The sequence below is a fragment of the Moorena sp. SIO1F2 genome (assembly GCF_010672755.1).
Classification (GTDB): Bacteria; Cyanobacteriota; Cyanobacteriia; order Cyanobacteriales; family Coleofasciculaceae; genus Moorena.
In genome coordinates, this window is record NZ_JAAHFV010000056.1 from 1 (window position 1) to 26,087 (window position 26,087).

23 protein-coding genes and 1 pseudogene are annotated in these 26,087 nt (G+C 43.7%); 11 read left to right on the top strand and 13 right to left on the bottom strand.

Annotated elements, in window-relative coordinates:
- Positions 1-316: 316 nt before the first annotated feature.
- Positions 317-481 carry a hypothetical protein gene (locus F6J94_RS09955; RefSeq protein ID WP_293039553.1) on the bottom strand — a complete coding sequence of 55 codons (165 nt, stop codon included), beginning with the start codon at positions 479-481 and terminating at the stop codon, positions 317-319.
- 541 nt (positions 482-1,022) lie between these two features.
- Here F6J94_RS09955 and F6J94_RS09960 point away from each other — a divergent pair.
- A complete protein-coding gene (locus tag F6J94_RS09960) occupies positions 1,023-1,166 on the top strand; it encodes a hypothetical protein (protein ID WP_293039555.1) in 144 nt (47 codons plus the stop codon).
- On the opposite strand, the gene F6J94_RS09965 is transcribed toward F6J94_RS09960, so the two are convergent.
- Positions 1,154-2,410 (bottom strand): glycosyltransferase family 4 protein, encoded by a 1,257-nt coding sequence (locus F6J94_RS09965; RefSeq protein WP_293039556.1) that lies wholly within the window; start codon positions 2,408-2,410, stop codon positions 1,154-1,156. The genes F6J94_RS09960 and F6J94_RS09965 overlap by 13 nt on opposite strands.
- A 590-nt stretch (positions 2,411-3,000) precedes the next feature.
- Between F6J94_RS09965 and F6J94_RS09970 the strand changes: the two genes are divergently transcribed.
- The 3 genes from F6J94_RS09970 (at position 3,001) to F6J94_RS09980 (ending at position 5,842) form a co-directional block, all read left to right on the top strand.
- Positions 3,001-3,126, top strand: coding sequence for a hypothetical protein (locus F6J94_RS09970; RefSeq protein WP_293025913.1), 126 nt, complete (start codon positions 3,001-3,003; stop codon positions 3,124-3,126).
- Positions 3,127-4,217: 1,091 nt separating this feature from the next.
- Positions 4,218-4,730 carry a hypothetical protein gene (locus F6J94_RS09975; protein WP_293025910.1) on the top strand — a complete coding sequence of 171 codons (513 nt, stop codon included), beginning with the start codon at positions 4,218-4,220 and terminating at the stop codon, positions 4,728-4,730.
- Between the two features lie 224 nt (positions 4,731-4,954).
- Positions 4,955-5,842 (top strand): hypothetical protein, encoded by an 888-nt coding sequence (locus F6J94_RS09980; protein ID WP_293025908.1) that lies wholly within the window; start codon positions 4,955-4,957, stop codon positions 5,840-5,842.
- Here F6J94_RS09980 and F6J94_RS09985 read toward each other — a convergent pair.
- Positions 5,839-6,309 carry an ATP-binding protein gene (locus F6J94_RS09985; protein ID WP_365940245.1) on the bottom strand — a complete coding sequence of 157 codons (471 nt, stop codon included), beginning with the start codon at positions 6,307-6,309 and terminating at the stop codon, positions 5,839-5,841. The two genes, F6J94_RS09980 and F6J94_RS09985, sit on opposite strands and share 4 nt — an antisense overlap.
- 390 nt (positions 6,310-6,699) lie before the next feature.
- Positions 6,700-7,689, bottom strand: a complete 990-nt coding sequence (locus tag F6J94_RS09990) for a sugar transferase (RefSeq protein ID WP_293025914.1) — start codon at positions 7,687-7,689, stop codon at positions 6,700-6,702.
- Positions 7,690-7,804: 115 nt separating this feature from the next.
- Here F6J94_RS09990 and F6J94_RS09995 point away from each other — a divergent pair, with 115 nt between their 5' ends.
- Positions 7,805-8,584 (top strand): 7-carboxy-7-deazaguanine synthase QueE, encoded by a 780-nt coding sequence (locus tag F6J94_RS09995; protein WP_293025906.1) that lies wholly within the window; start codon positions 7,805-7,807, stop codon positions 8,582-8,584.
- Between the two features lie 434 nt (positions 8,585-9,018).
- Here the strand turns inward: F6J94_RS09995 and F6J94_RS10000 are convergent, their stop codons facing one another.
- Positions 9,019-9,666, bottom strand: a complete 648-nt coding sequence (locus tag F6J94_RS10000; protein WP_070393511.1) for a DUF3318 domain-containing protein — start codon at positions 9,664-9,666, stop codon at positions 9,019-9,021.
- A gap of 574 nt (positions 9,667-10,240) precedes the next feature.
- Here F6J94_RS10000 and F6J94_RS10005 point away from each other — a divergent pair.
- A complete protein-coding gene (locus F6J94_RS10005) occupies positions 10,241-16,774 on the top strand; it encodes a translocation/assembly module TamB domain-containing protein (protein ID WP_293039559.1) in 6,534 nt (2,177 codons plus the stop codon).
- Here F6J94_RS10005 and F6J94_RS10010 read toward each other — a convergent pair.
- The 4 genes and pseudogenes from F6J94_RS10010 to F6J94_RS10025 form a co-directional block, all read right to left on the bottom strand.
- On the bottom strand, positions 16,729-16,887 hold the full coding sequence (locus F6J94_RS10010; RefSeq protein WP_293025900.1) for a hypothetical protein: 159 nt from the start codon (positions 16,885-16,887) through the stop codon (positions 16,729-16,731). The two genes, F6J94_RS10005 and F6J94_RS10010, sit on opposite strands and share 46 nt — an antisense overlap.
- An 83-nt stretch (positions 16,888-16,970) precedes the next feature.
- Positions 16,971-17,270 carry a hypothetical protein gene (locus tag F6J94_RS10015; protein WP_293025898.1) on the bottom strand — a complete coding sequence of 100 codons (300 nt, stop codon included), beginning with the start codon at positions 17,268-17,270 and terminating at the stop codon, positions 16,971-16,973.
- Between the two features lie 12 nt (positions 17,271-17,282).
- A complete protein-coding gene (locus F6J94_RS10020; RefSeq protein ID WP_293039561.1) occupies positions 17,283-17,546 on the bottom strand; it encodes a hypothetical protein in 264 nt (87 codons plus the stop codon).
- Between the two features lie 355 nt (positions 17,547-17,901).
- A pseudogene (locus tag F6J94_RS10025) lies at positions 17,902-18,156 on the bottom strand (hypothetical protein).
- Positions 18,157-18,727: 571 nt separating this feature from the next.
- Here F6J94_RS10025 and F6J94_RS10030 point away from each other — a divergent pair.
- From F6J94_RS10030 to F6J94_RS10045, 4 genes are all read left to right on the top strand, one after another.
- Entirely contained in the window at positions 18,728-19,267 is a 540-nt protein-coding gene (locus F6J94_RS10030; protein ID WP_293039563.1) for a cold shock domain-containing protein, read from the top strand.
- A gap of 53 nt (positions 19,268-19,320) precedes the next feature.
- On the top strand, positions 19,321-19,698 hold the full coding sequence (locus F6J94_RS10035) for a DUF433 domain-containing protein (protein WP_293039564.1): 378 nt from the start codon (positions 19,321-19,323) through the stop codon (positions 19,696-19,698).
- A 321-nt stretch (positions 19,699-20,019) separates the two neighbouring features.
- Entirely contained in the window at positions 20,020-21,060 is a 1,041-nt protein-coding gene (gene proX / locus F6J94_RS10040) for a glycine betaine/L-proline ABC transporter substrate-binding protein ProX (protein WP_293039566.1), read from the top strand.
- A gap of 32 nt (positions 21,061-21,092) precedes the next feature.
- Entirely contained in the window at positions 21,093-21,233 is a 141-nt protein-coding gene (locus F6J94_RS10045) for a hypothetical protein (protein ID WP_293039568.1), read from the top strand.
- Here the strand turns inward: F6J94_RS10045 and proB are convergent.
- Positions 21,230-22,345, bottom strand: coding sequence for a glutamate 5-kinase (gene proB / locus F6J94_RS10050; protein WP_293039570.1), 1,116 nt, complete (start codon positions 22,343-22,345; stop codon positions 21,230-21,232). The two genes, F6J94_RS10045 and proB, sit on opposite strands and share 4 nt — an antisense overlap.
- A gap of 514 nt (positions 22,346-22,859) precedes the next feature.
- Between proB and F6J94_RS10055 the strand changes: the two genes are divergently transcribed.
- Positions 22,860-23,768 (top strand): MBL fold metallo-hydrolase, encoded by a 909-nt coding sequence (locus F6J94_RS10055; protein ID WP_293039572.1) that lies wholly within the window; start codon positions 22,860-22,862, stop codon positions 23,766-23,768.
- A gap of 630 nt (positions 23,769-24,398) precedes the next feature.
- On the opposite strand, the gene F6J94_RS10060 is transcribed toward F6J94_RS10055, so the two are convergent.
- From F6J94_RS10060 to F6J94_RS10070, 3 genes are all read right to left on the bottom strand, one after another.
- A complete protein-coding gene (locus tag F6J94_RS10060; RefSeq protein ID WP_293025882.1) occupies positions 24,399-24,527 on the bottom strand; it encodes a hypothetical protein in 129 nt (42 codons plus the stop codon).
- Positions 24,528-24,701: 174 nt separating this feature from the next.
- Positions 24,702-25,244, bottom strand: coding sequence for a hypothetical protein (locus F6J94_RS10065; protein ID WP_293039574.1), 543 nt, complete (start codon positions 25,242-25,244; stop codon positions 24,702-24,704).
- Positions 25,245-25,781: 537 nt separating this feature from the next.
- Positions 25,782-25,916, bottom strand: coding sequence for a hypothetical protein (locus F6J94_RS10070; protein WP_293025878.1), 135 nt, complete (start codon positions 25,914-25,916; stop codon positions 25,782-25,784).
- Between the last annotated feature and the right edge of the window lie 171 nt (positions 25,917-26,087).

Below are 26,087 nucleotides of genomic sequence, written 5' to 3' on the forward strand. Positions count from 1 at the left end.
TGTCGGGAGTCGGGAGTCGGGAGTCGGGAGTCGGGAGCAGGGGAAGTGTGGGAAGTGTGGGGAAATGGGGAGATAGCCAGATGAAATTGATGTTTAATCGTGTGAGTGCTAAGAATTGGTATAACCTTAAACCTTAAACCTTAAATCTTAAACCTTCAACCTTCAACCTTCAACCTTCAACCTTCAACGGCCATGGCATCATAGCGACGCTCAAACTCAGCTTGAGTCAGCCTGTCACCGTTTTCCAGAGGAGGAATTGTTGGATTGAGTGCGTACGCATTTCGAGTCATAGTTTTTATAGCAGTTCTCAATTGGGTTAGGTACTGCGTCGGGGGATGTTAGGGAACAGGGAACAGGGAATAGGGAAAGAGAGGGGGGAGTGTGGGAAGTCTGGGAAGTGTAGCAAGTGTGGGGAGATGGGCAGATGAGGAGATGGGGAGATAGCTAGATGAAATTGATCTGTAGTCGTAATTTCCAGCAATTGATAACTATGATATAGCCTTTTCCATACTTATGAGGTGCATTCCACATAGTTACCCCGACTCCCGAGTCGGGAGTCGGGAGTAGCACTGCATCGCTATTCCTTATTCCCTAACATCCACAACTTGTTTACCTCATAAGTTGACACTCCCCGTCCTATAAGGACGGGGATTCTTACTTCAACGAGCTGTCTTGCCAAACCAGGTCGGAACCAGAAAAGGTAGAGGACAATTCTCCATAAGAGTTTAGATCTTATAGATCTAGGTTTCGGTGTGCCCCACCGTACCTTACCTTTTTTTTACATATAGATAAATACTTTTTTTCTCTAATTTTTTTTTCATAGAAATTTAAGTCGTTAGACCAAATTACGCAATATGTATCTGATACATATTTTTTACGTTGTCTACTTATCATTAGATAGTATTTATCTAGTTTTTGGTTTTTTGTTGAGATTTTTATAATAACACGCAGTGCGAAAACTGTCAAGTTTTAACTTAAAAAGAAAGCCGTCCTAGAAGGACGGGGCTTTAAACCCAAAATTTTTGGTAAACAAGATTTTTTCCCTCTTGCCTCTTGCCTTCCCCTCCTGGGAGGGGTTAGGGGTGGGTTCCTCTTGCCTGCTCCCTACTCCCTACTCCCTACTCCCTGCTCCCTTATCAGTAAAAAGGATTGATCAAGACTTCTGAACCGCTGCCATTAACCGCTGATTGTTAATCTCAGAAAAGAGTTCTTCGTAACGGTTGAGAGCTTGATCGAAGGAATAATATTGAAGAGCATGTTGTCTACTTCTGTTGCCCAGTAATGTAACTCTTGCCGGATCCTTATACAACTCTAGGATTGTTGCTGCTAGAGTTTCTGGATCCTCTGGGGGAACAACGATGCCACCGCCGCTTTTTTTGATAGCTCTGGCAGCGGTACCATTAGCAGGAACAGAAGCTAGGATGGGGCGACCACTAGCTAGCAGTACTTGGATTTTGGAGGGCATATTGAAAGAAATTACATTGTGCTTTTGTATGACCAAGCCCACATCCGCTGCTCCTAGCATTTCCGGTAGTTTTTCCCGAGGTTGAAATGGTATCAGCTTAACATTATTGGCTTCCCAAGTCTTACAGCACTGCTTTAGTCGCCCTAAGGCTTTCTGTTCTCCGACGATCACAATCACAATATCTCGAACGTGACGCACCCTAGATGCTGCCTTAATCAGAGTTTCTAAACCTTGAGTGAGGGCAATATTACCGGAGTAGAGTATAACGAACTTACCATTAAGGTGATGGGCAGTGCGAAAGGAGTTGTTTTCTTTTGGTAAGGGACGGATGAAATTAACATCAACCCAATTGGGAATCTTGACAATTTTAGAGCTTGGCACACCCTTGCTGCGCAGGTTATTGGCAAAGCCATCAGCAATAACACTGATTTTGGTGACTGTGCGGTAAGCAAACCTTTCTACAACCTCTAATGCACGGATTAGAGCTTGGTTGCTCAGTAAGCCTACTTTAATAGCAGCTTCTGGCAAAATGTCTTGGAGATTTAGAATTACTGGCGTTCGGTGTATCCACCCCAAAACCGCCGCTGGTAGGGAAACTAGCAGTGGTGGACTAGTTAAAATAATGATATCAGGGCGAGGAGAACTCAGAGCCTTGAGGAAGCTGCTAGCAACAAAGCTGGCCTCTAGCAATAATCGGTCGATCAAATTGGGTTTCGGGCGAATCCGCACATAACAGCGATCTACAATCACACCGTTGATGTGTTCGGTAAGATACAATTTCCCTCGATATCCCTCATAAATTTGACGTTGAGGATAGTTGGGCATGGCAGTAATGACCCGAACATCATGGCCTCTTTTGACCAACCCTTCTGCTAGTTCAGTCATCAATGGGGCAATCCCAATTGGCTCTGGATGATAGTTGTAAGAATATATTAGGATTCGCATAATCTGTAGTAGATGTTGCCAGCCGGGTGTAGACTCACCAAATTTGTGTATTGATGATTTATTGGCTTTAGCACTGAGAACTCACGACCATTGTCAAGTCAGGTTGGTGGTGCAAAATGCCCAATCAGGGATTTTAACCCTATAACTATTTATTCGGCTTCAATTCCATATTTTACGCCTGAATGACAGTTTTTGTAACAAAATTTAACATAAACTCCCTTGACCAAAATATCATTATTGTGCATTACTAAAGCGTCTTGAAGAGCTACAGCAAGAATCTTTATGCCAATTCTGATTATGGCTGCAACTAATAAATCCTCCCTTTTGGTAATTAGTAATTGGTAATTAGTAATTGGTAATTAGTAATTGGTAATTAGCGTCTGATTACCGAGCTATAACTAGTTTTTGAAATTAACTGATAATTGGATTTACCAATACTTCTATTAATATCGAAAAAATCACTGTTTTTTCATGGGTGCAATCCCGCTAATTTCAAGAAATAATTTTTTTTATTTCAGAATTTTTACGGATGGCAAAGGAAGTAATATCAAGTCAGGTTGAATACCCATAATTAGAGGGAGGGTGGGGAGATGGGGAGATGGGAGATGGGGAGATGGGGAAATGGGGAGATGGGGAGATGGGGAGATGGGGAGATGGGGAGATGGGGAGATGGGGAGATGGGGAGATTTTTATTAAGGGTAATTATCCCGACATGATATAAATATGTTCATTAAAATTCATTATGCAATCGACAAAGTAGATTTACAAAAAATAAGTAATCTCCTTTCCAAGCTGCGTCGAATTGTATAGCGTTGTTCATAGCTATGAGGTACACATAATTTTTTAACTATTCCGAGATCCGCTGTTCCCTGCTCCCTACTCCCTATTCCCTACTCCCTATTCCCTACTCCCTATTCCCTACTCCCTATTCCCTATTCCCTATTCCCCATTTTGCAGAGTATTGACTACAATTTTCTAGGATGGCTTTGGCAGGTGTTTCAGCTTTGGACTTCGTCTACAAAGCAGCGAGTACACCTTGGCAGAATGTTGTGACCAGTTGCTCAACACCAGAAGGAGGTAGTGGTTTTAGGCCGAGAGTGGGATATTGTTACCAAAAATTCTGGGTTTAAAGCCCCGTCCTTCTAGGACGGCTTTTAGTTGACACTTATCTAGCGCCAGGGTATAATTAAAACATGAGTACAGGCTGAAAAACCGTAGGCTGAGCCGGGAGAGAGACCCGTAACTTATCGACCTAGAAGAAGTAATGCTCGGAGGGTAGGGAAAGTCCTCCTTAAAAACCCAATCATCAATTAACCGTTGGTGTGTGAACCCAGCAAAAATCACGCTTTAAGATAACACGGTACGGTGGGGCACACCGGAACCCGACGAAAAGGAAGAGAAACGGACTTTTTAAGGCACTTCCTATTAAGTAGTCAAACGCAATCGCGAGAATTGCCCGCTGGGTCTGTTGTGAGCTGACTAGAAACTTGGTCTTGACGGGTTTTTGGTTTAGATATTGTCTAATTTTTGGCGGAGTCAAAGATTGGAACACAACGGTTTAAGGTGACTCGTTGATCTAGGAATCCCCGCGCCTTTCGGGCTTTGCCCGACGCTACGCGAACAGGCCGGGGAGTGTCAATGGTCACGTATTTGACGAAGCCATGGGGCACTTGGGAAATCTTTGTTAGGTGCGCTTTCCCCATTAAGAATTAAATTCGCCACGGGTCGCACCTGTAGATAGCTCTGGTAAGGTTTCCCCTAGATAGTCTCGCTAAGTAAGCAGCATACATCATTCAAGGAGAAAACGATGACCATGTCTCGTGTAAAGACAATTTTAGCGACCATGTTACTCAGCATATTATTGCTGGTAACATCCTGCGCTCAAAAAGCCCCCTCTCGTTTTGACCAGGCACAACAGGCCAGCAGCCAGGCTAGAAGTGGTCAGGCTGTTGCCAAGAATGCCACTCAAGGGTCTCAATTCAACAAGTTTTTCCCACCATCAGGGGGCGGTTATCAACGAGTCTATACCCAGGAGAAAAAAGGCTTTGCTCAAGCCAAGTTGAAGAAAAATGGCACTGAGGTGGCAGTGCTCTCAATTTCTGATACCAGCAGCACTCCTACCACTGCTGCCAAATATCAGCAAAGTGGTCAAACCATTGCTGGTTATCCAGCCCGGGAAATTGGTTCAACTCAAACCGCTATTTTGGTCGGTAAGCGCTACCAGGTAAAGATCCAATCCCGAAATCCGTCGTTTACTGCTAGCGATCGCAAAGCCTGGTTAGCAAAATTTAACCTGAGTGGTCTTTCCCGACTTAAGTAAATAAAATGCTACAAGGAAAAAGGTGAATGGGGAATAACCATCCTCAATCACAAGAATCACAAGAATTACAAGTAAGTAGGTCATTAGTCATCAGTCATTAGTTATCAGTAACTACCATCAGTAGCTACGATCAGACTCGGTGTTGGTCACTCAGGACTAATAACCAAGGACTAATAACCAAAGACTAATGACTCGAAGGTATCAGATTGTAAAGGAGTCTGAGTGTGAGCAAACCAATTTATGAAATCGTTGATGATCTGCCAACGAAGAATATGACCATCTCGGCGCTGAAGTCTCTAGACTTTGTTGTGCCTGGAGAGTGGGAAAATTTAGTGGGATTTGAAAATACCATTCGTGGGATCACTGGTGAAGAAGACGAAGAGGTAATTCAGGAAATTGGCGATCGCGCCGTCTATCTGTTCAATGACCGCTCCCAGGGCTACCAACGAGCGCTGTGGATTTACCAAACCATTGATAGCACTGGTACGGCGTTGGGGGCAGCAGCTTTAGCGAACAAGGTTGGTGAAAAAATTCCCTTGTTGGGTTTCTTGAACAGCTTGACTCCGAAAGCTGACAAAGCCCAAACCATTGATCTGTCGATCAAAGTGGTAGGGGAATTGATCGGCTTTTGCCAAATTAATGGTCTGCCTGGAGATAGCATTGGTGACTTTGTGGCTGCCTTAGGTGACTATGGTGGCGCATCTATAATGCGTATGGCAGCGCTGGTTTGTTTTGATGGCCTGATTCCCCTTGGTCCTGACTTTATCATGGGAGTACAGTCAACTCTAGAGCGTCTAACTCCCAACGAGTTGGAAGACAGTGGGAGTTTCAAAGGGATCCAGGATGCGATTCCTGGGGATGATTCCCAGAGCAAGCTCAGCTTTATTGGTGAAAGCTTTGAATCGGTGAAAGGATGGATGAGTGATTTCGTTACTGACCGAGGTGTGACCCCAGAACAAATCGCTAATAACTTGCAAAGTTTTATTGAGTTTTCTGATGACAAGTTAGACTATCTGGCCGCTTTTCTGGATATGTCTACTAACTATTACGAACACACTGGCATTCAAAGTCTGGCGCGTAGCTTAATTGAACGCGCCGCAGCGGAAATCTAGCACCATTTACGCATTAGTAGACAATTACGTTGGTCAGACAGACGTTGGTAGGAAACTTCGTCTGTCAGCTGATTCATAAACATCAACCCTCTACCTCCTTCTTTTTCTAAAGGGTCATAGTCCTCTTGGTAGAGGGATTCCAGCTTGGATTGGAAATCAAAAGGCTGTCCATAGTCCCAAAGCCGCATTTCTAATCCATCAGTAAATAACTTTAGCTCCAGCTCTATTACTGTAGTTTTAGGTAAATGTCGATGAGCATGGCGTACTACATTAGTAAAGCCTTCCACCAAAGCAATTTGACACTGCTGCCAAAATTGCTGAGGCAGTAGGTCAGAAGTGAATTCCTCAAACCACTGTAATACATCTTTGACTTCACTCAAGTCTGTTTGGACCATTAGACGAGATTCTCGAAGCGGTTTGCCATTGCACATTAACCGACTGAGTTTCCAGGTTTTATTAATAAGCACCACTATTTTGTAAGATAAAAACAACAATGACTCTTCTGCAACACGGAGGTTACGATGATCATGTCGATGCAGATCGGTCTAGTGGGAACCACTATATTAGCCTAAATTGATCGAATTTGATGGTACTTTTAAAAATTCTGGTGTTTACACGGTCTATGGCATTACACTTGGCGGCAGTTGTCGGGAACTTCGGACAAGGTAACTTCGGATCAGCGGACAAGAATTGAGAAAGACAGCATCAGAAAAATACTTTGGCAAGAGGTCTATTGTGATAGTTTCTTAAAAAATAGTTTTCGATTCTAAGGTAAGCTAGGCTGGCATCTGATCAATTGCCATCACCTTCGCCACTAGGGGCGAAGGTGATTGGTCCAAACTCATCTAACCATAAAACTACATTCCATCTTTACGAACCACCACCAGGATAGTTTTGAAGATCAGTCTGATATCATGGGCTAAGCTCCAGTGATGTTGGTATTTTAAGTCCATTTCAATGATATCCTCAAAACTACGGATTTTTGAGCGTCCATTCACCTGCCACTCACCAGTGATACCCGGTTTTACGTTTAAACGTTGCCACTCCGGCACTTCATAGATTTCTACTTCATTGAGTGTTGGTGGTCTTGTACCTACTAAACTCATCTCCCCTTTCAGAACATTCCAGAACTGAGGCAGTTCATCCAAGCTGGTTTTCCGTAAAAAATGGCCCACTCTGGTGATTCTGGGGTCATTCTCATTCTTAAAAACTTTGCCATCAGCTTGATTGTTAACTTTCTCTTTTAGCTGTTCAGCGTTAGCACACATGGAGCGAAATTTCCAGATCCGAAACCGCTTTCCCATCCAACCACAACGGATTTGACCAAAAAAAATCGGACCAGGGCTATCTAGCTTAATCGCAAGGGCAATGGGAATAAACAAAATAGCAGTAATTCCCAAACCCAAGATTGCACCCACAATATCGATTAATCGCTTCACCGGAGATCTAACGGAGGGATGGGTTGTTGGTAAGTGATTTACTGATTTGTTGGTGCTTAGTGTGGTAATATTCTCTGATGGTTCTATAGCTAACCTTTGGTCTAGTCCTGTTATGACCAATACAGACATGACTTGGGGAGTGACATTTTTAAGCAACGTTTTAACCCCTTGCTCTAGGGCACTTTTGTGATTACTCACTAATGCACCGATACCACTGCTATCGATAAAATTAGTCTGGTGAAAATCAAATATGATTGTTTCAGGCAGAGGTATTTTTTGGAGAAGCTGCTGGAATAGTTGCTTAAACTCCACAGCTTCTAGTACACTGACACGAGTGGGTAATTCCACCACGGGAGTATCTTGTGAGAACACTACCTGGAAATTGTTGCTATTGACTGAATCAACCATCATAGAAAAAAAACCGCTAGATTCTAACCTATAGTATTGACCATTATTTTGTCCTAGAACCCTACGATTCTGCAAAAATTTAGTCATATATCATGAAATCTTTTAAAATGTGAATATGCTCTGTGGGAATCAAGCAACTGCCCGCCTGATCGAAGTTTTTTCTGCGATTCAAGGAGAAGGGCTAAATGTTGGCACTCGTCAGATCTTTATCCGGTTTGCCCTATGTGATCTAAGATGTCATTTCTGTGACAGTTTCCATACCTGGGCTGTCCCTCCTCAATGCCAGGTGGAACATACTCCCGGTAAGCGTGATTTTGAAACTTATCCAAATCCAGTCCCCTTGCGATCGCTACTGAAATGGGTTGACAGACAAAATAAACATCGATTGCACGATAGCATTAGCTTGACTGGGGGTGAACCTTTACTTCATACTCCTTTTCTGGTGGAATTTCTGCCTGAGCTACGACAGTTAACTGGATTGCCCATTTACCTAGAAACTGGCGGTCATCGTCCTCAAGAGATGGCAATGGTTTTGCCCTATTTGGACTCAGTGGGTATGGATATCAAGTTGCCCAGTGTGAGTGGAGAGAACAGATGGGCTGCTCACAAGGAATTTCTCAAGCTGTGCCACAATTCATCAGTGGAGGTATTTGTCAAGTTAATTATTGATTGCCACACTGACCCCACGGAGTTGGAACAATCTGCCGATTTGGTAGCAGCGGTTAGCCCGGAAATTCCAGTATTTCTGCAACCAGTGACTCCGGTGGAGGGGTCTGGGCAACCAATAGTTGCTCCTACTCCGGAGCAGGTTCTGGCTTGGCAGGCTTTAATGAAGCTTTTTCTTAAGCAGGTACGGGTGCTCCCTCAGACCCATAAAATGATCGGTCAGCTTTAGGGGTTTGTTGAAGGTTATTTGGTTAAAGGTTATTTGGTTAAAGGTTATTTGGTTGAAGGTTATTTGGTTGAAGGTTATTTGGTTGAAAATTCTTTGGTTGAAGGTTATTTGGTTGAAGGTTGTTCGCCTTTGGCGTTCCCTTTGGGTAGGTTATGGGGTTGAAGGTTGTTCGCCTTTGGGGTTCCCTTTGGGTAGGTTGTTTGTCAGAATGCAGAATGTAGAATGAAGAATGCAGAATGTAGAATTCTAAATTCTTAATTCTTAATTCTTAATTCTAAAATGTTGTTCGCCTTTGGCGTTCCCTTTGGGTAGGTTATTTGGGTTGAAGGTTATTTGGTTGAAGGTGAACAAACAACAGTTAACAATCAACAGTTAACCATCAACCATCAACCATCAACCATCAACCAACAGTTAAGTCTTGCCTAGACATCACACTACATTGTTGTGCCTTCTCGCTTGGCTTTGGCTTGGGCTTTGGCTTTAGCAGCACTGCGTTTGAGAGCAGAGAGCCGGTCTTCGTATCTGCGCCGTAGACGACGACTAGGGGTAATTTCAATTAAGGTTTTCAAGGCACTGCCTAGACTCTTGTAGGCATTGGGTAGGGTATAGCCGAAGCGAGTGGCAAGTGCGATCGCTTTTTCGTCAGCTTCGATGGCATATTTGAGGTTTTTCTCCCCATTGTTTTTTTGATACAGTCGCCAACCTGAGACTCCGCATAGGGCTAAGGCCAACAGCAGCAGTAAGCCATCTTGTACCCACAGTTCCCCGACAGCACCCCCTAAACCAATGGCTAGGGCTGCCATTTCCCAGCCTTCTTTAGGAATTGTGTCATTTTGAATCCGGGCAACTTCATGCCAAAACAGGAGGTTACGCTGGTCAAGGGCGAGCTGCTCCCATTTAGTTAGGTCAATTTGAATTTCCACCTCGTCTGAACCCAGTTCTTCACAACGAACCAAGGGGGGATTGACTTCTGTGGACCCTTCCACCATCACCCAGCTTTGTAGCTCTGGTGGTAGTAACGTTTTTAGTCGTCGGAGTTCACTCATTTCTGCTCTAGCAGAAGAGGCTGCATAGGATGTCATTCATATCCTCCTAGAAAAAACTTTTTCAAATTGAGATGTGTTTGACCGGACACTATCTACCGATTCGATTTACCCAAGTTTAAGATGTTGTGTACTCGACGAGAGTGAACTTCGAGGAACCCAATCATCAGTAGTACGTCAAACTAATCCCGTCAGCCGTCAGCCGTCAGCCGTCAGGTTATTTTATTCAAAAGTACCGATCTAGTAGCGTGGCACAGGCTTCTAGCCTGTGACCCATTAGCTGATAGCTGATAGCTGATAGCTGATAGCTGATAGCTGATAGCTGATAGCTGATAGCTGATAGCTGATAGCTTACCTAATCCCTAAGGGTACTACTGGGCACTAAGCGCGATCGCATGGTCTTGCGTTTCTGTATTTAAATTTATAGTAGCGTTTCAGGGCTAGCAGCTCAAAAACCCGATTAACCCATCATAAATTCTCCCCATTAGCCGATCACCCTATCTTCAGATTCCTATAAAATTTTAGCTACCCTGTATCAGTCAATTTCCGGAATATATTGCAGCTGATCTGGAATAATTTTCAGCAAATCCTCTAATCATCCTGATATTCGGATATGACCAAGCCTTCCCAAAATCCTCCCCCTGAACCAAAGGGAAATCAAAGCCGGAGTGCTGTAGCCACTGTACTGCAATGGGGAAAACGCCCCTCTACTATTACCTTTGCCATGATCTCCCTGACCATTGGTCTGGTGGGATATTTTGGGGTCAGGATGTGGCTATACCAAAACTTACCTGGCTGGATTGAAACTGAACTGAGTAAGGTTATCCAGCGAGATGTACGGGTTGGACAACTGAAAGCCCTATACCTGACTAGCCTAGAGTTGGGAGCATCCTCTATCCCAGCTACCACCACTGACCCTGACCATGTGGCTATCAAAAAGATCAAAGTAGGTTTTAATCCCTTGCCTTTGCTTCTAAAACGCCCTTTGCCTGTCACCATTAACTTGGTACATGTGGATGTGTATGCCCAACAAGAGGCGAATGGGGAATGGATTAATTTAAAAGACTTGAATTTCGATAATTCCTTCTCTCCTCCGATTGATTTTGATGCTAAGGTGCGGGTTTGGAATGGTAAAATTGCCCTCTTACCCTATGGTCAGACTAATCCATTCAAAGTCAGACTTGATGCTACTGCTGGGTTATCCGACAACAATAAGCGTCTCAGGTATAACATCACAACGGCTATTGCTGAGGGTAAGACCAAACTGAAGGGAAACACATTGCTGACAACTGGGCAAACTCAAGCTAGGGTCAACGTCCAAAACTTGGCATTGGCGGAGCTGATGCCATTAATCAAAGCGGTTATTCCCAATATCCCAGCTAATCTCCAATCTGGTGAATTAGATGCCAAACTGAATATTTCCCTGCCTTCGGTGAAGGAAATCCCTGATGTTAAGGGTAAGGCGGAATTTAAAGGGATTCAGGTGCAAGTCAACCCGTTGAAGGAACCGGTGAAGGCTAGCGCTAGACTGCGCTTCCAGGGAGACCTGGTGCGCTTGGAAAAAACTCAGGGGAGTTATGGCGCACTTGAGGCGTTGGTATCTGGTGAAGTTGGTTGGAAAAAAGGGTTTGACCTGAATGTTGAGGTCACGCCCTTTAGCTTGGCGAAACTGCTGAAAACTGTTCCGGTGAAATCCCCAGTGCCAGTAGATGGGGAAATGGCAGCAGACTTATCGATTACCGGTCCGATTGACATGCCAGAGGTGACTGGCAAACTAAGGAATACTAAAGTGACCACTATCGACAAGGTTAAGTTGGCTCAGATTCAGGCTGACTTCGCTGGGAATTTTTCCCAAGTGGTCTTGACGGATTTCTTAGTAAGACCTGAGGCCGGTGGGAAAATTACTGGGCGTGGTCAAGTAAGACTGGCTAGTGACCAGCAAGGGGAAACTAAACCTCAGGGAATGCCCCTAGCGTTCGATTTTATCGCTGCCCTTCCGGTGGATGCGATTGCATCTCCCTATAAGCTGCCATCTCAGATTACCCTGGGCAAGCTTAACGCCCAAGCTACCATTAGAGGAAACACTCAAAACCCCCAAGGGAGTCTAATTTGGGAAGCACCAGCCCTATCCACTTCATCTTCAAAGGATATCGGGGTTTCTGGTGCTGGAGAACTCCTGTTGCTCAATCAGAATATTTTGCTGCGTAACACCCAGGTCAAGGTCGGTAAAGGGACAATTACTGCCACGGGTACAGGAAACCTTAAAACCAGTAAGTGGGAAGCTACTGTAGTGGCTAACGCTGTGCCTCTAGACCCCTTCTTACCCCTGTCGGGACAGTTGACCACAGGTAAAATCAACCTCTCTGGTAGTCTCAAATCCTTTTCTCCTAAATCTATTGAGGCAACCGGAGATATGCAGGTGGGGGTAGAAGGGGGTAAGGTTAAGGCTACAGGTCAGGTAAATCGAGGCATGGTGGAATTGGAGGCCAGAGCCTCTAAAATTCAACTGAATAAGGTAGTGCCCAAGTTGGGTTTACCGATTGGTTTAGATTCTGGCAAAATCAACCTTTCTGGTTCCCTGGAGTCTCTGCTCTCCTCTAGCTCAACTCCCAACCTCAATAGCCTGATGAATACTATCGATGGCAATTTTAATGGGTTGCTCGGGGTGGGTGGGGGTAAGGTGAATGCGACAGGTCAGTTAAATTCAGGGAATCTGGATGTTAATGCATTAGCTGGTCAAATTAAGCTCAATCCCCTAGTTCCCACCTTGGCTATACCAGTAGCGTTACAGTCAGGTCAACTTAATCTTTCCGTAACCCTGGCATCTCTGCTAGCCTCTGTCTTGAATCAGGACTTCAACAGCCTCAATACTATTAAGGCCAATTTTCAGGGAAACTTAGGGGTGGCTGATGGTCAAGTTAAGGCGAAAGGCCAGTTAAATTCAGGAAATCTAGATGTCAATGCATTAGCTGGTCAAATTAAGCTCAATCCCTTAGTTCCTAATTTGACCATACCAGTAGCGCTACAGTCAGGTCAGCTTAATCTTTCCGGAAGCCTGGCATCTCTGCTCGCTTCTGGCTTGAATCAGGACTTCAACAGCCTCAATACTATTAAGGCCAATTTTCAGGGAAACTTAGGGGTGGCTGATGGTCAAGTTAAGGCGAAAGGCCAGTTAAATTCAGGAAATCTAGATGTTAATGCATTAGCTGGTCAAATTAACTTGAGTAATAGTATTCCTAATCTAACTCTACCGATAGCTCTCAAGTCAGGTAACGCTAAGCTTTCTAGTTCTTTAGAGTCTCTACTGGCTTTCGGCTCGTCATTTAACCTCGACCTACTCAAGCCAATTCAGGCTAGCTTTGATGGAAACCTAGGTGTAGGTGGTGGTGACGTTAATGCTATCGGTCAGTTAAGCTCTGGGGTGCTGACTGCGGATGCGATCGCAAACAGCTTGGATGTAGGGGAAATCGCATCCCAAATGGCCTTGGCTAACTTTCCAAACTCTATCGATACCCAAATCGGGGGGAAAGTTAAGTTAAAGAGCCGACTTAACACCCTAGACCCCCCAACTCTACTGAATCAGACTGACCTACAAGCAGACCTTAACGGAGTAATAGCCCAAGGCAAACTTAACCTAAATAGCACCCTCAGCAACGGTCTATGGCAAGCTGCCATCAATACTACTAATCTTGATTCCTCCTTACTGGTTAGTCAGTTATTACCGCAGCTGGGTAACCAAAAACTAGAGCTAGGACCGCTGAACAGTCAACTGAATTTATCCGGAAACCTCAATCCCTTGCTCAATCCTGGTGCTATTGCTACCATCAAAGCAAATACTTTATCGCTACAGTTGCCAAAACAATCCTTTAATGCTAAAGGAGTAATCCTACTGTCCCATCTCACCAAAACTAATCCTAGTCAGATGCCATGGGAGATGGGCACTGATCTAAACCTAGAGGTTGATTCTGATCTCAGTAGATTACCCTATAACCTGCTATTGAGTCGGTTACCTTTGGAGCAAATTTCCCCAGGGTATCAAATTCAGGTCAACGGTCAAGCTGACTTGAACGGTCGCATCCAAGGAAAAAATTTACTCTCAGCCCCCTTTCTACCTGGGAATTTGAATCTGACGGGGAATCTACAGCTATCGAATTTGAAGGTTAACGACTTAACCTTTGAGCCAGTGTTAGCTGGGCCAGTAACCGTTGCGCCAGGACAAGAATTAGCCATAGATTTACGAGGAAAGAAAGATGCGATCGCAACTCGCCTCCAACCCTGTACTAGAGAAGACTGTCTTGCTCCCTACCTGCCCGCATCCTTTACACTCCAACAGGGAAAAGGGTCAAAATTCCCGATTCTGATCACAGGAGTACGCCGGGGAGATAACTTAAGGGCTCAGATCAAGAATTTATCCCTAGCTATCCTTAATCTCACTCCTGGTTTAAACTATGGTATTCCCGGTAGATTAGAAGGTGACGTAACAGGGCAAGCAAACCTGAATCTTTTCACCCTAGAAACTTCTGGTCGTAATACTATCGACATTAAGCAACTTGCTGTAGGAGAAATCAACGCTAAACAAGTTAGTGCTAACTTCTCCTATCAAGATGACATTGCCCAGATCGCATCAGCTGCTTTAATCTTGGGTAACAGTCGATATTTATTCAAAAATGGTCGATTTAATCTCAAGTCTCAAGAAATAAACGGCAAGCTTACTATTCCAGAAGCCTATATTGAAGACATCCTGACTATTGTCAAACGTGTTGATATTATCGACATCGTCCAAAGATTCCAAACTACTAATTCCTCTACTACTAATTCCTCTAGTGATAACATTGGCAACAATAAATCTGGCAAAGCTGACCAATTACGACCATTCCCTACTATACCAGCAGGCTCCCTAGCTACTCTCCTACAACGGTTTGCTAAAATTAATGCCCAAGACGACGCTGTCGCTAACCAATTCGATCCTAATACACTCCTCACTAATTTTGATATTCGAGGTAAGTATACTGGGGAAATTGCTGTTGCTGGTATCTTGACTAATCCTAAAGTCAATTTTAATGTCGAGGGCAACAACTGGCAGTGGTATGCTAATTCCCCCAATCAAGTTATTGTGATCAACCAATTGGTTGCTAAAGGAAGTTACGACCAAGGTCTAATTACTGTGCAGCCAGCCCGAATGGAATTGGGCGAAACAGTCTTAGCATTTCAAGGAAAGCTTGCCCAAGAAACCAACTCAGGAGACTTCCTCCTCCAGAATTTATCTCTAGAGACCGTTAGCAACTTAGCAAGCAATTTTGTCACTATTCCCTTTGAGATTGCAGGTAACTTAAATGCCAAAGGCGAGCTGGGGGGTAGTCTCACCAATCCCGAAGTTACCAATGGCCAAGTCGCTGTTGTAGATGGCACTGTCAATGATACCTCTCTAGATGATATTGAGGTGACTTTCGACTATGTTGATTCTCGTCTTGACTTTGATACCAACAAACCAGATTATCTACAACTGTCTGGTAACGTCCCCTTTCCCCCCAAACCCAATAGCGATCGCATAGATATCAACCTCAAGCTGGCAACTCCAGCCATGGCACTCCTTAGTGTAGTGACTCAAGAACAAGTGGCATGGGTGAATGGAGAGGATAGAACAGCTGATATAGAACTGGATGTTAGTGGACGTTTGGAGTTAGCAGATAGTATCAAAATTAAAGACTTATCAGGAACATCTGAGGTTAATATCCAGAATGGTACTATCAAAACCAAGCTCCTGGAGGATGACTTTACTCTCAATGTTGTAGGCAAGGTTAAGTTAGATCAGCAACGCTTGGAAGTAGTAAACTATCCAGATAAAGAAGGTCAAAAAACTCTCGAAGGTGACCTAGCAGGGATTGGATTCTCCCTGTCTGGGAAATTGCCGATAGTGTCAAATAGGATAGCGTCGAATACAACAAATTACTCCAATCCCCTAACCCTGAAAATTCCTAAAGATAACCTAAAGTTAGCAGGGCTATATGAAGGGGGAGTAGCCGGTAATGTCGTGATTACTGGTTCAGCATTGCGTCCAGTTATTGGAGGAAACATTAACTTAGACAATGGGCAAGCTTTTATCCCCAAAATACAGGAAACCAAAACCCAAACAAGTGACGAAAAAACTGTTAAGAATAGGTCTAATCAGACTCCCTCATTAGTACGTAGTAGAATCAATAATCTGTTTGTGCCTAGGTTAAATAACTTTCAGGTAAATTTGGTAAATGAGTTAAGAGTCCAACAGTTTCCCCTATATGATTTTCGACTAGCTGGTGATTTAACCCTCAACGGTCCTATCAATGGCAATCTCCAAAACTTAAAAGGATTGGGAACAATTAAGCTAGGACGTGGGGAAGTTGATGTATTAGAAACCGAATTTGTTGCAGACAGGCGGTACAATAACACCATTGTATTTGTACCAGAACAGGGATTACTCAATCCCAATTTAGATCTTAAGTTTAACACCATAGCGTTTGAGCCTTCTGGTGCCTTACGTCAAAGACGGATTGATAACGAAATCCTTGAAAATGTCTTGCGTTCTTCTCGACCCGACCAAGTGAAGATAACCCTCGCCATCAAAGGTCAAACTAGTCAAATCCTTGCCCTAGGAGGAGAGAAAGATTATTGTGCTGATCAACAAATTGTTACTAGTGGACAAGATAGTGGACTAGCTAAACTTGGTTCAAAAACAACCATCTTGTCTCGGCAACAATTCCAACAGCTTGCTGAATGTGTTTATGGCGAAGCTATAGCTAATAGTGAAGACAAGGCGTTTCTATTTTCTCCCATTGTCACCTTAACCAGTACTCCTCCCCGGAGTGAAAGTGGAATTATCGCTCTGCTCGGTAACAGTTTTATTACCCAATTTGAAACTATCGCTAACAGCAACGAACGAGAAATAGCTGAGTTAGTGATTACTCAGTATGTTCTTCGACCAATTATCAAAGATATTTTATTTACTGTTGAAGAAAAAGTCAGTAATGTCGGGAGATCCATCGGTTTAGCTGATTTACAGGTTTACCCAACCTTCGATGCCGTTTATGATTTGGGCGAAACTTCCTCAGTTGAATTGAGTTACGACTACGTGTTTAATGAGGTACAAGTTAGATATAAATTGCAATTTTGATTAGCTAAGGGAGTAGGGAGTAGGGAGTAGGGAGTAGGGAGTAGGGAGTCGAAAGATATCTTAACCTTTCCTTCGACTACTATAACAATCAATTTCAGTACTGAAATAGTCAACTATTATCACTGTTCCCTGTTCCCGATTCCCAATTCCCGATTCCCGATTTCCGATTCCCGATTCCCGATTCCCTTTCCTATAACTATTTTTTCAAAATACTACAGATAAGTTCCCCTGGACCATTGTGTTGAAATAGTACAACAGTTCTGTCTTTCTTAACTCTAATGCGATTGCGACAATTATATATTTCTATAGGAGTAGCAACGCCATTAACACTAACTGATGCTCGATATTCCCATAGATACTTAGCACTCCGCTTGATGCTAAGGATGCAAATCCGGTTGTTATTCTTAGTGCGGCAGTAGGAGAAAGCAACAGCGGGAGGAGCAAAGGCAAAGGATAATGTTAGCAACAGCAATAAAGTAGTGATGTATTTTCTCATTTTTGAAAGTTGTTATCGGAGGGAGTAGGGAGTAGGGAACAGGGAACAGGGAGTAGGGAATCGGGAACAGGGAACAGGGAACAGGGAATAGGGAATAGGGGAAGTGTGGGGAGATGGGGAGATGGGGAGATGGGGAGTAGGGAGTAGGGGAGATGGGGAGAATTTTATTAAGTAGATGTAGGGTGGGCAGTGCAACAGACAGATTGATGTGCTTGCCATCGGGTTGCTAGGCACTGCCCACCAAGGATTAATCACAATAGAACACTTGTTGATCACCTCAAGAGGTCTTGTGTTGATCAGCTGAGCCTGTTAATAACCTACAACATCATAACCTTAAACCTACCCTACTCGAACGCCAAAGGCGAACAACCATCTAACCTTCAAGCAAATAACCTTCAACTTACTAACCTTCAACCATCTAACCTTCAACTTACTAACCTTCAACTTACTAACCTTCAACTTACTAACCTTCAACTTACTAACCTTCAACTTACTAACCCCAAAAAAAGTAGCCGCAGAACTATGTTCCACGGCTAGGAATTGTTACTTATGTCTCAACTTTGTAAACCCATCCGGACGTGATCCGATGTGATTGGCCTTTGGGGGGGAAACCCCCCCAAAATTTAAGCCCTTAACCCAGCATTAAGTACTTCGTCATTACCGTGATGAATTCGCCAGGAATGTCAGTTGGCTGAAGGGGGCTCCACTCGTCAATTTGGGCGTAACCCCGTGCATAAAGGGTATGCATGGTGTTGATTATTGCCTGGCGGGAGCCTTTCAAAATGTGCTTAATCGGGTATTTTTTTTGGGAAGGTTACTGAGGTGTATTACTAGGATTTATCTCCTCACGATTGTTTTCTGGGTTAGGGCAAAAGTTGTCGGACATAGTTAACAATTAGTTGTTATAATTATAACTATAATTATAAATATTCTGAATGATAGTGTCAAGGATTTTTATAGTTTTTGTCGGAGGAGGTATTGAAATAAAATGTACGGTTATGTAATAAAAAAAAACAAAAAACAGGTAACAGGTAACAGTAAAAATAGGAAAGATTAGTTAGCGATCGCGTAGCGTGACCTATGGTCAATCGCGTTTTTTTGGAGTATTTTTATCGATAGCAACGGAAATATTAAATCGATAAAGTAATAAATTGTGATAATTTTTGCTCCCGACTCCCGACTCCCGATTCCCGATTCCCGATTCCCGACTCCCGACTCCCTTTATTTTTTTGTTAGACTAAATCGAGATTGGGTTTCAGGCATCTATTAGTTAATGCTATATAATTAACTGGAGGCTAATCGTTGAGTAATTTAACGGGCTTGATTGAAATCTCAAGCCATCAGGACTTATTGCCGAGTGCAGACGTGGTGTTTGTTCACGGGCTAGGAGGGGATGCTTTAAGCACGTGGCATTTGGGAAAACTCAAAGATGATGCACATGATCATGAGACTGTTATATGAAACCTGTTCTACATCAAGGAAAACTGATAACCTGGAAAGACGATAGAGGCTTTGGTTTCATCAAACCCAATGATGGTGGTAAAGACGTTTTCTTACATATCAGTGCTTTGAAAGGAGCAAGTCGTCGCCCAAAGGTTGGAGATAGGATTTTATACGAGCAAGTTGCTGAACCCGATGGCAAAATACGCGCTGCCAGAGCCTCCATTCAAGGTGTTGCACCTCGACCTTTGCCAACTAAAAGAAAACCGAGGAAAAGAAGTTTACTCGAAACCGTTCTTGGTCTCGTAATTTTAGCTGCTATGGCACTGTTTACAATCGAGTTCAGTCCTAGTCGTTCTCCCTCACCAATCACATCTATTACGAAGCCAGGATGTATGATAAAAGGCAATATTTCCGTTAAAACAGGCAAAAAGTTGTATCATCTTCCAGCCATGGAAGATTATGAATCGACAGTTATCGATCCATCCAAGGGAGAAAGGTGGTTTTGCACGGAGTCAGAAGCGATCGCAAATGGTTGGCGTAGAGCACCAAGGTAACCACAGCCCCCCAAGACTTCGTAAAATAGAGATACCTTAAGGAAGCGATGGATATGGCTCCAGTTTCTAATAGAAACACAGCTATAGTAATACGCACAGAATGGGGATTAACCATTGCCGGAACACGCATCACCCTCTACGATGTGATGGATTATGTCACGGCTCAGTATCCACCCAAGTTTATTGGCGATGTTCTTAACCTAAGTAAGGAACAAGTAAGCGCTGCGCTGTCATACATTGAAGACAATCGTAGCCAAGTCGAAGCAGAGTATGAAACTATCTTGCAGGAGGAACAGGAAAACCGACAGTATTGGGAAGAGCGGAATCGAGAACACTTTGCTCGCATTGCAACAATGCCCCCTAAACCCGGTCGAGAAGCGTTGTGGGCAAAACTCCAGGAACAGAAAGCAAGACACGCAGAGAAAGCATGATTTTCTTGATTAGACTTCGCGGCAGTTGTCGGGAACAGGGAACAGGGAAAAGTGGACAATAATTGACGTAAACACTATCATAAAAATACTTTTGCAAGAGGTCTAATCAATAGCAGTAGAGTGGGCAGGATGCCCGCTGCGCGAATCAATAGCAGTAGAGTGGGCAGGATGCCCGCCCGGAAATGAAACAGGCAAGATGCCCATGCCACCAACATGCCCATTCCACCCTATGGTCCGTAGTCAGCATTGCGCCTTACCAGAATTTCATGGAAAATCTAGCTGTAACATCTCGATAGCGGTTGATCAAATAGAATCAAAGAAATGACCATCAGGAAAATCAATAAATTTATTTGTGCTATCTTAGCAGCAGCTTTATGCCTCAGTTTAATCGCCTGTGAAGCACAGACCCCAAATGGGAGTCAATCCACAGCAGGTAAAGGAGTAAAGGTCCGTTCTGCATCCTCCGTTTCCACCTATGCCTTATTTGTTTCCGAAATCATCAATATTGGATTGGAAAAAGTTGGTTATAAACCTGCAGCAATAAAACAACTTAGTATTCCCCTGGCACACATTTCTGTCAGCAATGGAGACGTGGATTTCTACAGTGTTCATTGGCAAAATATACACAAAAAATTCTTTTTACAAAACGGTGGTGACCAAAAATTAGAAAAGGTGGGGGTAATTATTGCTGATGGTTTGCAAAGCTATCAGATAGATAAAAAAACTGCTGAACAATACAAAATTACTAATTTGGGACAACTAAAAGACCCCAAGATTGCCAAGCTTTTTGACTCTGATGGAGATGGCAAAGCTAACTTAACTGGTTGTAATCCAGGTTGGGGGTGTGAGTTGGTAATTGAACATCAGCTGGATGCTTACAAGTTGCGCGATACCGTTGAACATGACCAAGGCAACTATGATGTGCTCTTGGCCGCCACATTGGGTCGCTATAAACAAGGACAACCGATTTTATTTTATAGCTATAGTCCCCACTGGTCAGTGACAGTATTAAAGCCAGGAGAAGATACCATTAGATTAGAGGTTCCTTTTCTTTCACTCCCTAAAGAACAGGAAAATATAACAGAAAAAGATACTACTGTTGACGGAAAAAATGTCGGTTTTGCTGTCGATCAAGTTCGGGTGATGGCAAACAAGAAATTTTTAGCAGCTAATCCAGCTGCCAAACGCCTGTTTGAGTTGATTACGGTTCCGATTGAGGATGTGAATGCTCAACAAAAACTGGTACAAGATGGTGAAAGTAGCCCAAAAGATATTCGCCGCCATGCCGAAGAATGGGTGAATAAAAACCAGGAACTCTTTGATAGTTGGGTAGAATCAGCAAAAAAGGCAGCCACGAATTAAAACTATCCTCAAAACACCGCTATATAGGGTTTATGATAGCTATCGGGTACACAATATTTTTTCCCGATTCCCGATTCCCGATTCCCGATTCCCGATTCCCGATTCCCTACTCCCTACTCCCTACTCCCTACTCCCTACTCCCTACTCCCTACTCCCTACTCCCTACTCCCTAATTCATCAGTACCAAATTATCCCGATGAACCACAGTTTCTGCCCCCTTGTAACCCAAAATAGTTAGGATTTGTTCGGATTTATGACCTCGAATCTTATGTAATTCATTACTGTTGTAATTCACCAATCCCCTAGCAATTTCATTACCATTGCTATCACATAGCTCTACCGCATCTGAGGAGCGAAAATCCCCTTCTATGGCAGTGATACCAGCTGCTAAGAGAGATTTGCCCCCATCATAAACTGCCTTGAGCGCTCCATGATCAAGATAAAGTTTCCCGGCTGGCACTAAACTGTAAGCAATCCAGTGTTTGCGGGCTTTATTGGTTTGAGTTTGGGGGGCAAACTGGGTGCCCAGGGATTCTCCCTGTAAAATTCTTTCAATGTTATCCGGACATCGTCCTTCAGTGATTACAGTTCTAACCCCAGCATTAGTAGCAATTCGGGCAGCAGCAACTTTGGTTACCATCCCACCAGTGCCCCAACCAGAGCCTGAGTCATCAGCTTGTACCTCTAGTTCAGTTAACTCCTCAATGCTATTGACTGAAATAATCGGTTCAGCATCCGGTACCTTACGGGGGTCTGCTGAGTAAAGTCTATCCACATCAGTTAGTAAAAACAACCAATCCGATTCAATCAAACTAGCTACTAAGGCGCTAAGGGTATCGTTATCCCCAAATTTAAGTTCATCTACGGCAACAGTATCATTTTCATTCACCACTGGGATCACCCCCAGCTGGAGTAGTTCCCGAAAGGTAGCATAGGCATTAACATAGCAACTACGCTGTACAAAATCTCGGCGGCTGAGGAGAATCTGAGCAATGGGTTGGTTGAGGTTGTTAAATAAGTCATCATATATCCGCATCAGCCGTCCTTGACCAACCGCTGCGATCGCTTGTTTGAGAGGGAGTGTATTAGGTCGTGATGTTAACCCCAGTCGCCCACAGCCAATCCCCACAGCGCCAGAGGTAACCAGTACCACTTGATGACCTTCAGAACGCAGCCGAGTCAGGGTTTCCACTAGGGCAGCAATGGTAGATAGGGCCAACTGACCTGTTGCTGGTTGAGTTAAACTAGATGTGCCGACTTTGACAACTATCTTTTGATTGGTCATTGGTGATTAATCTGGTTTCTGTTGATCATACCTCCGAGGGGGAATCTATGTCAGGTGTAGTTTTCCTCTGGTACCACTGCCAAGTATGTGATCAAAATCACATACTTTGGTTGTGTAACCTACAACACATTCAGGTAAATATTGCTACGCTTTTGGGAATCATAGGAATAAGAAGTACTTGCTAGCAGCATTGATGAACTATACTGGTAAACTTGAGCTACTTTGTATAACGGATACACCCTACCACAACAGGGTAATTCAGTCATCTAATCACCTCTAACCAGTAACAATCCAGGTGAAATCCTTCGTGATTATTAGTCTGACGCTTGTGCTAAGGCCTCCTGTGCAATGTGCTTGAATTCTAGCTATCAAAGCTAAGGGTAAATAGGAATTGGGCCAAGGGTACTTGACTATTCTAGCTTTACCTTTTCCCCTTCCTGGATTACCATACACTGACATCCTCTTAGTCAGCCGTCACTGATGAACTAACTGCAAAAGCCTGCAAGGAAAAATTATGTCTAATACCCACAACTTATTCACTATTCGTTTTTGGGGCGTCAGAGGTAGTATTGCCTGTCCAGGACCAGAAACAGTTCGGTATGGAGGCAACACACCTTGTATAGAGATGCGAGTTGGTCATGAGCGTCTAATTTTTGATGGTGGCACAGGGTTGCGAGTTTTGGGACAGTCTCTACTCAAGGAGATGCCGGTAGAAGCTCATCTATTTTTTACCCACTCTCATTGGGATCATATTCAGGGTTTCCCTTTCTTTACCCCTGCCTTTATTAAAAAGAATTGTTTCCATATTTATGGCACCTGCGCACCTAACGGTGCGACCATCGAGAATCGTCTAACTGATCAGATGACCCACCCAAATTTTCCAGTTCCCTTGCAAATTATGCAATCGAAAAAGAAGTTCTATAACCTTGAGATCGGAGAAACAGTCAAGATTGGTGAGATTACGGTAGAAAATGCGCCCTTGAACCATCCTGGTGAAGCCGTTGGCTATCGAGTTAACTGGCGAGGCTATTCAGCTGCCTACATCACTGACACAGAACATCTCGAAGAGGGTTTAGATAAAAATGTCCTGCGGCTGGCCCGTCATGCGGACGTGATGATTTACGACGCTGCCTACACGAATGAAGAATACTACTCTGAGGTATCAAGCAAAATGGGTTGGGGACATTCCACCTGGCAGGAAGCTATTAATGTTGCTCGAGCTGCTAATGCCAAAAAATTGGTTATCTTCCATCATGACCCCCTGCATAATGATGATGTTTTGGACCATATCGGAGAACAGGCTGTTAAGGAGTTTTCTAATACGATTATGGCGCGGGAAGGTCTGGAAATTGAGCTAGTGCAATCTTCTGGGTCACATCTGCTTGAGGTTAAGGATGGGAAAATGCCTCTGAGCAAAGTTTAATATAGCAATTTTCAAGGTCGTGAGGTACAAAATGCTGGGTTTTAGGGAGCAGGGAGTAGGGAGTAGGGAGTAGGGGGAAATAAATTGAATTTACCTCATAAGCATGAACAACAGTATGATCAACGCTATATCTAAAAATAAAATTGCCAATTACTAATTAACAATTAACTGTCATAAAATAACTGACTTGAAAAGTGATTAACTGTAATTAACATCACATGCTTCTTATAGTCATAGGCGGTCTTTTTAAAGTAAAGACCGCCTATAAAGTTCTGCTGATAGCTTGTTAGCCATCAGCCATCAGCCTATGCGCTACGCGCACCCTGCTTGAGGTGCCGTCAGTGGTCAGCCGTCAGTGGTCAGCCGTCAGCTTCTTTTATTAAAAAGCTGTTTCCGTAGCTTGGTCAATAGCTGATAATAGCTGATAATAGCTGATAATAGCTGATAGCTGATAGCTGAATGCTTACTTATTATCTAAGAGGTTGTCTGAGAAGTCTAATTTGCTACATCCAAGCCCCCGTGGGTCCCCCAATTTTGGGGGACTTTTAGAAGCAAATTGACTCTTGTTCCCCCCAAAGTTGGGGGGCTAGGGGGGCAAAATGCAGTATCAAAAAACTTTTCAGATATCCTCTAAGCTGCAACTTTAGCTTGCTCAGAGACTTGGGGTGCTGCTTTTAGAGATGTTTGGAGAGATTCTAGCTGAGCCGATAGGTTTTGGTTTTGACTTTGGAGTGCTTCAACTAGCACAATTTCTTTCACCAGAACTTGAGGATTTCTGATGCTTGTGGATGGTTCAGAAGCATCAGAAGTATTCTTGATGCCATCGCGAATGGGGGTTCCACCCTTTGGCCGACTGCATCCCTTGGTGTAGCCTAAGAAAGTTTGAGCAGAGGCAAACTGATAGATTGCAGCTTTTACGTTTCTCTGCTGCCATCATATCCCTAGGTTTTCAAGCACTGGTTGCTGGGTAACTACTAACGGTTCCATTAACGGTTCCATAACTGTTATCGGTTTCTCCATGACCACGGTCCCAGAAACCTTCTTTGCCATCGGTACGCTGGCAGCATCAGCAAATTTTACTTCTTGATAAGCAACCACATTATCTAGCTTCTGTTGCTTCTGTGTGTTCAGCTCGCATGTTGAAACTTGTAGTTGTTGAATTAACTTTTCCTTTTCCTGAAGAGCTTGCTCGATAGTGTCTAACTCAGACTCAATGGTAGCTGACTTCCGGGAAGAGTCCTGCCACCCAGCTACAGTAGCATTAGATATACCTACTCCCAAACTGATTAACATCGCTAGTCCCAAGTAAGGAGCCGCCGCATCCTTGACCTTACCATGGAAAAATAGTTCATCTTGGATGCGGATGGTGAGGGACTCTTCACCAAATATGGCTACAGGTAAGGTGAAGATACAAAAGAGTGTAGTGGAAATGAATACTGGTGCCAAGATGAATTTTTGGATTGTAGATCCGTTCACAATTACTCCCTTAGGATAGCTACGTAGAACTTAATGACTAGTACCGCTGTGTGGCATTGAAACTCAAAAATGCCAAATAAAAAATGCCAAATAAAAACGCTCATCATGTCTGCTTTTCATTGGTTTTTAACAGTAGGTTTATAGCCAGCGTTTTGTCCTAGTTTGAAGCTCAGGGGTTTGCGATCGCCTCTGCGTTATGTTAGGGATTGGGTATACCTCATGTTTGATTTAAGTCCAATCCGAGGGCAACTCCATAACTTTCCTTAACTTTTAGTTATCGACTGCTCTTGGCCAGATCGGTAGATTATTTGTGTACGGAGCAAAAAGCAGGAAAATACCTGCTACGGGGCCTGTAATTTTACCTAGCCATTGAGTTCACGACCAGTACTAGAACTTGTTTAAGGTAAGCATTTAATCATGAACCAATCTACATTCGATAAATCTTTCCTGACACCAATCGTGTTATCAACAATTATCTTTGCTCTTCTGAGCTTGCCCATAGTTTTGCTCGGAGCAAAGCCGATCTGTATGAATCTCCTACAGAGTCGGATAGTTGATGGTAAACTGATGAATGCTGCGACGCGCTGATTCAGGACGACCTTGGTTGTCTATAGCAAAGGGAACAGGGAGTAGGGAGTAGGGAGTAGGGAACTTCAGATCAAAAATTCTCACAATTGATTTAGGATTCCTATATAGCAGTTCTCCCATGACAAAGAGCAAAAAATTAGGCCAAGGTTTCACTAAACTGCTTAGACCTGTCGTAATCCTGATTCTTTTGGGAATCCTGGTTGCCAGTGTGCTCCTGTCCCAGTTTTGGGCACTACCAGCACTGACCCAGCACCA

Bases quoted from the DNA above. Each gene is read 5' to 3' on its own strand.
- proX (WP_293039566.1), top strand. From the start codon at position 20,020: ATGACCATCAGGAAAATCAATAAATTTATTTGTGCTATCTTAGCAGCA.
- F6J94_RS10000 (WP_070393511.1), bottom strand. From the start codon at position 9,666: ATGACATCCTATGCAGCCTCTTCTGCTAGAGCAGAAATGAGTGAACTC.
- F6J94_RS10035 (WP_293039564.1), top strand. From the start codon at position 19,321: ATGGCTCCAGTTTCTAATAGAAACACAGCTATAGTAATACGCACAGAA.
- F6J94_RS09965 (WP_293039556.1), bottom strand. From the start codon at position 2,410: ATGCGAATCCTAATATATTCTTACAACTATCATCCAGAGCCAATTGGG.
- F6J94_RS10015 (WP_293025898.1), bottom strand. From the start codon at position 17,270: ATGAGAAAATACATCACTACTTTATTGCTGTTGCTAACATTATCCTTT.
- proB (WP_293039570.1), bottom strand. From the start codon at position 22,345: ATGACCAATCAAAAGATAGTTGTCAAAGTCGGCACATCTAGTTTAACT.
- F6J94_RS10030 (WP_293039563.1), top strand. From the start codon at position 18,728: ATGAAACCTGTTCTACATCAAGGAAAACTGATAACCTGGAAAGACGAT.
- F6J94_RS10045 (WP_293039568.1), top strand. From the start codon at position 21,093: ATGATAGCTATCGGGTACACAATATTTTTTCCCGATTCCCGATTCCCG.
- F6J94_RS09995 (WP_293025906.1), top strand. From the start codon at position 7,805: ATGCTCTGTGGGAATCAAGCAACTGCCCGCCTGATCGAAGTTTTTTCT.
- F6J94_RS09990 (WP_293025914.1), bottom strand. From the start codon at position 7,689: ATGGTTGATTCAGTCAATAGCAACAATTTCCAGGTAGTGTTCTCACAA.
- F6J94_RS09970 (WP_293025913.1), top strand. From the start codon at position 3,001: ATGGGGAGATGGGAGATGGGGAGATGGGGAAATGGGGAGATGGGGAGA.
- F6J94_RS10005 (WP_293039559.1), top strand. From the start codon at position 10,241: ATGACCAAGCCTTCCCAAAATCCTCCCCCTGAACCAAAGGGAAATCAA.
- F6J94_RS09975 (WP_293025910.1), top strand. From the start codon at position 4,218: ATGACCATGTCTCGTGTAAAGACAATTTTAGCGACCATGTTACTCAGC.
- F6J94_RS10055 (WP_293039572.1), top strand. From the start codon at position 22,860: ATGTCTAATACCCACAACTTATTCACTATTCGTTTTTGGGGCGTCAGA.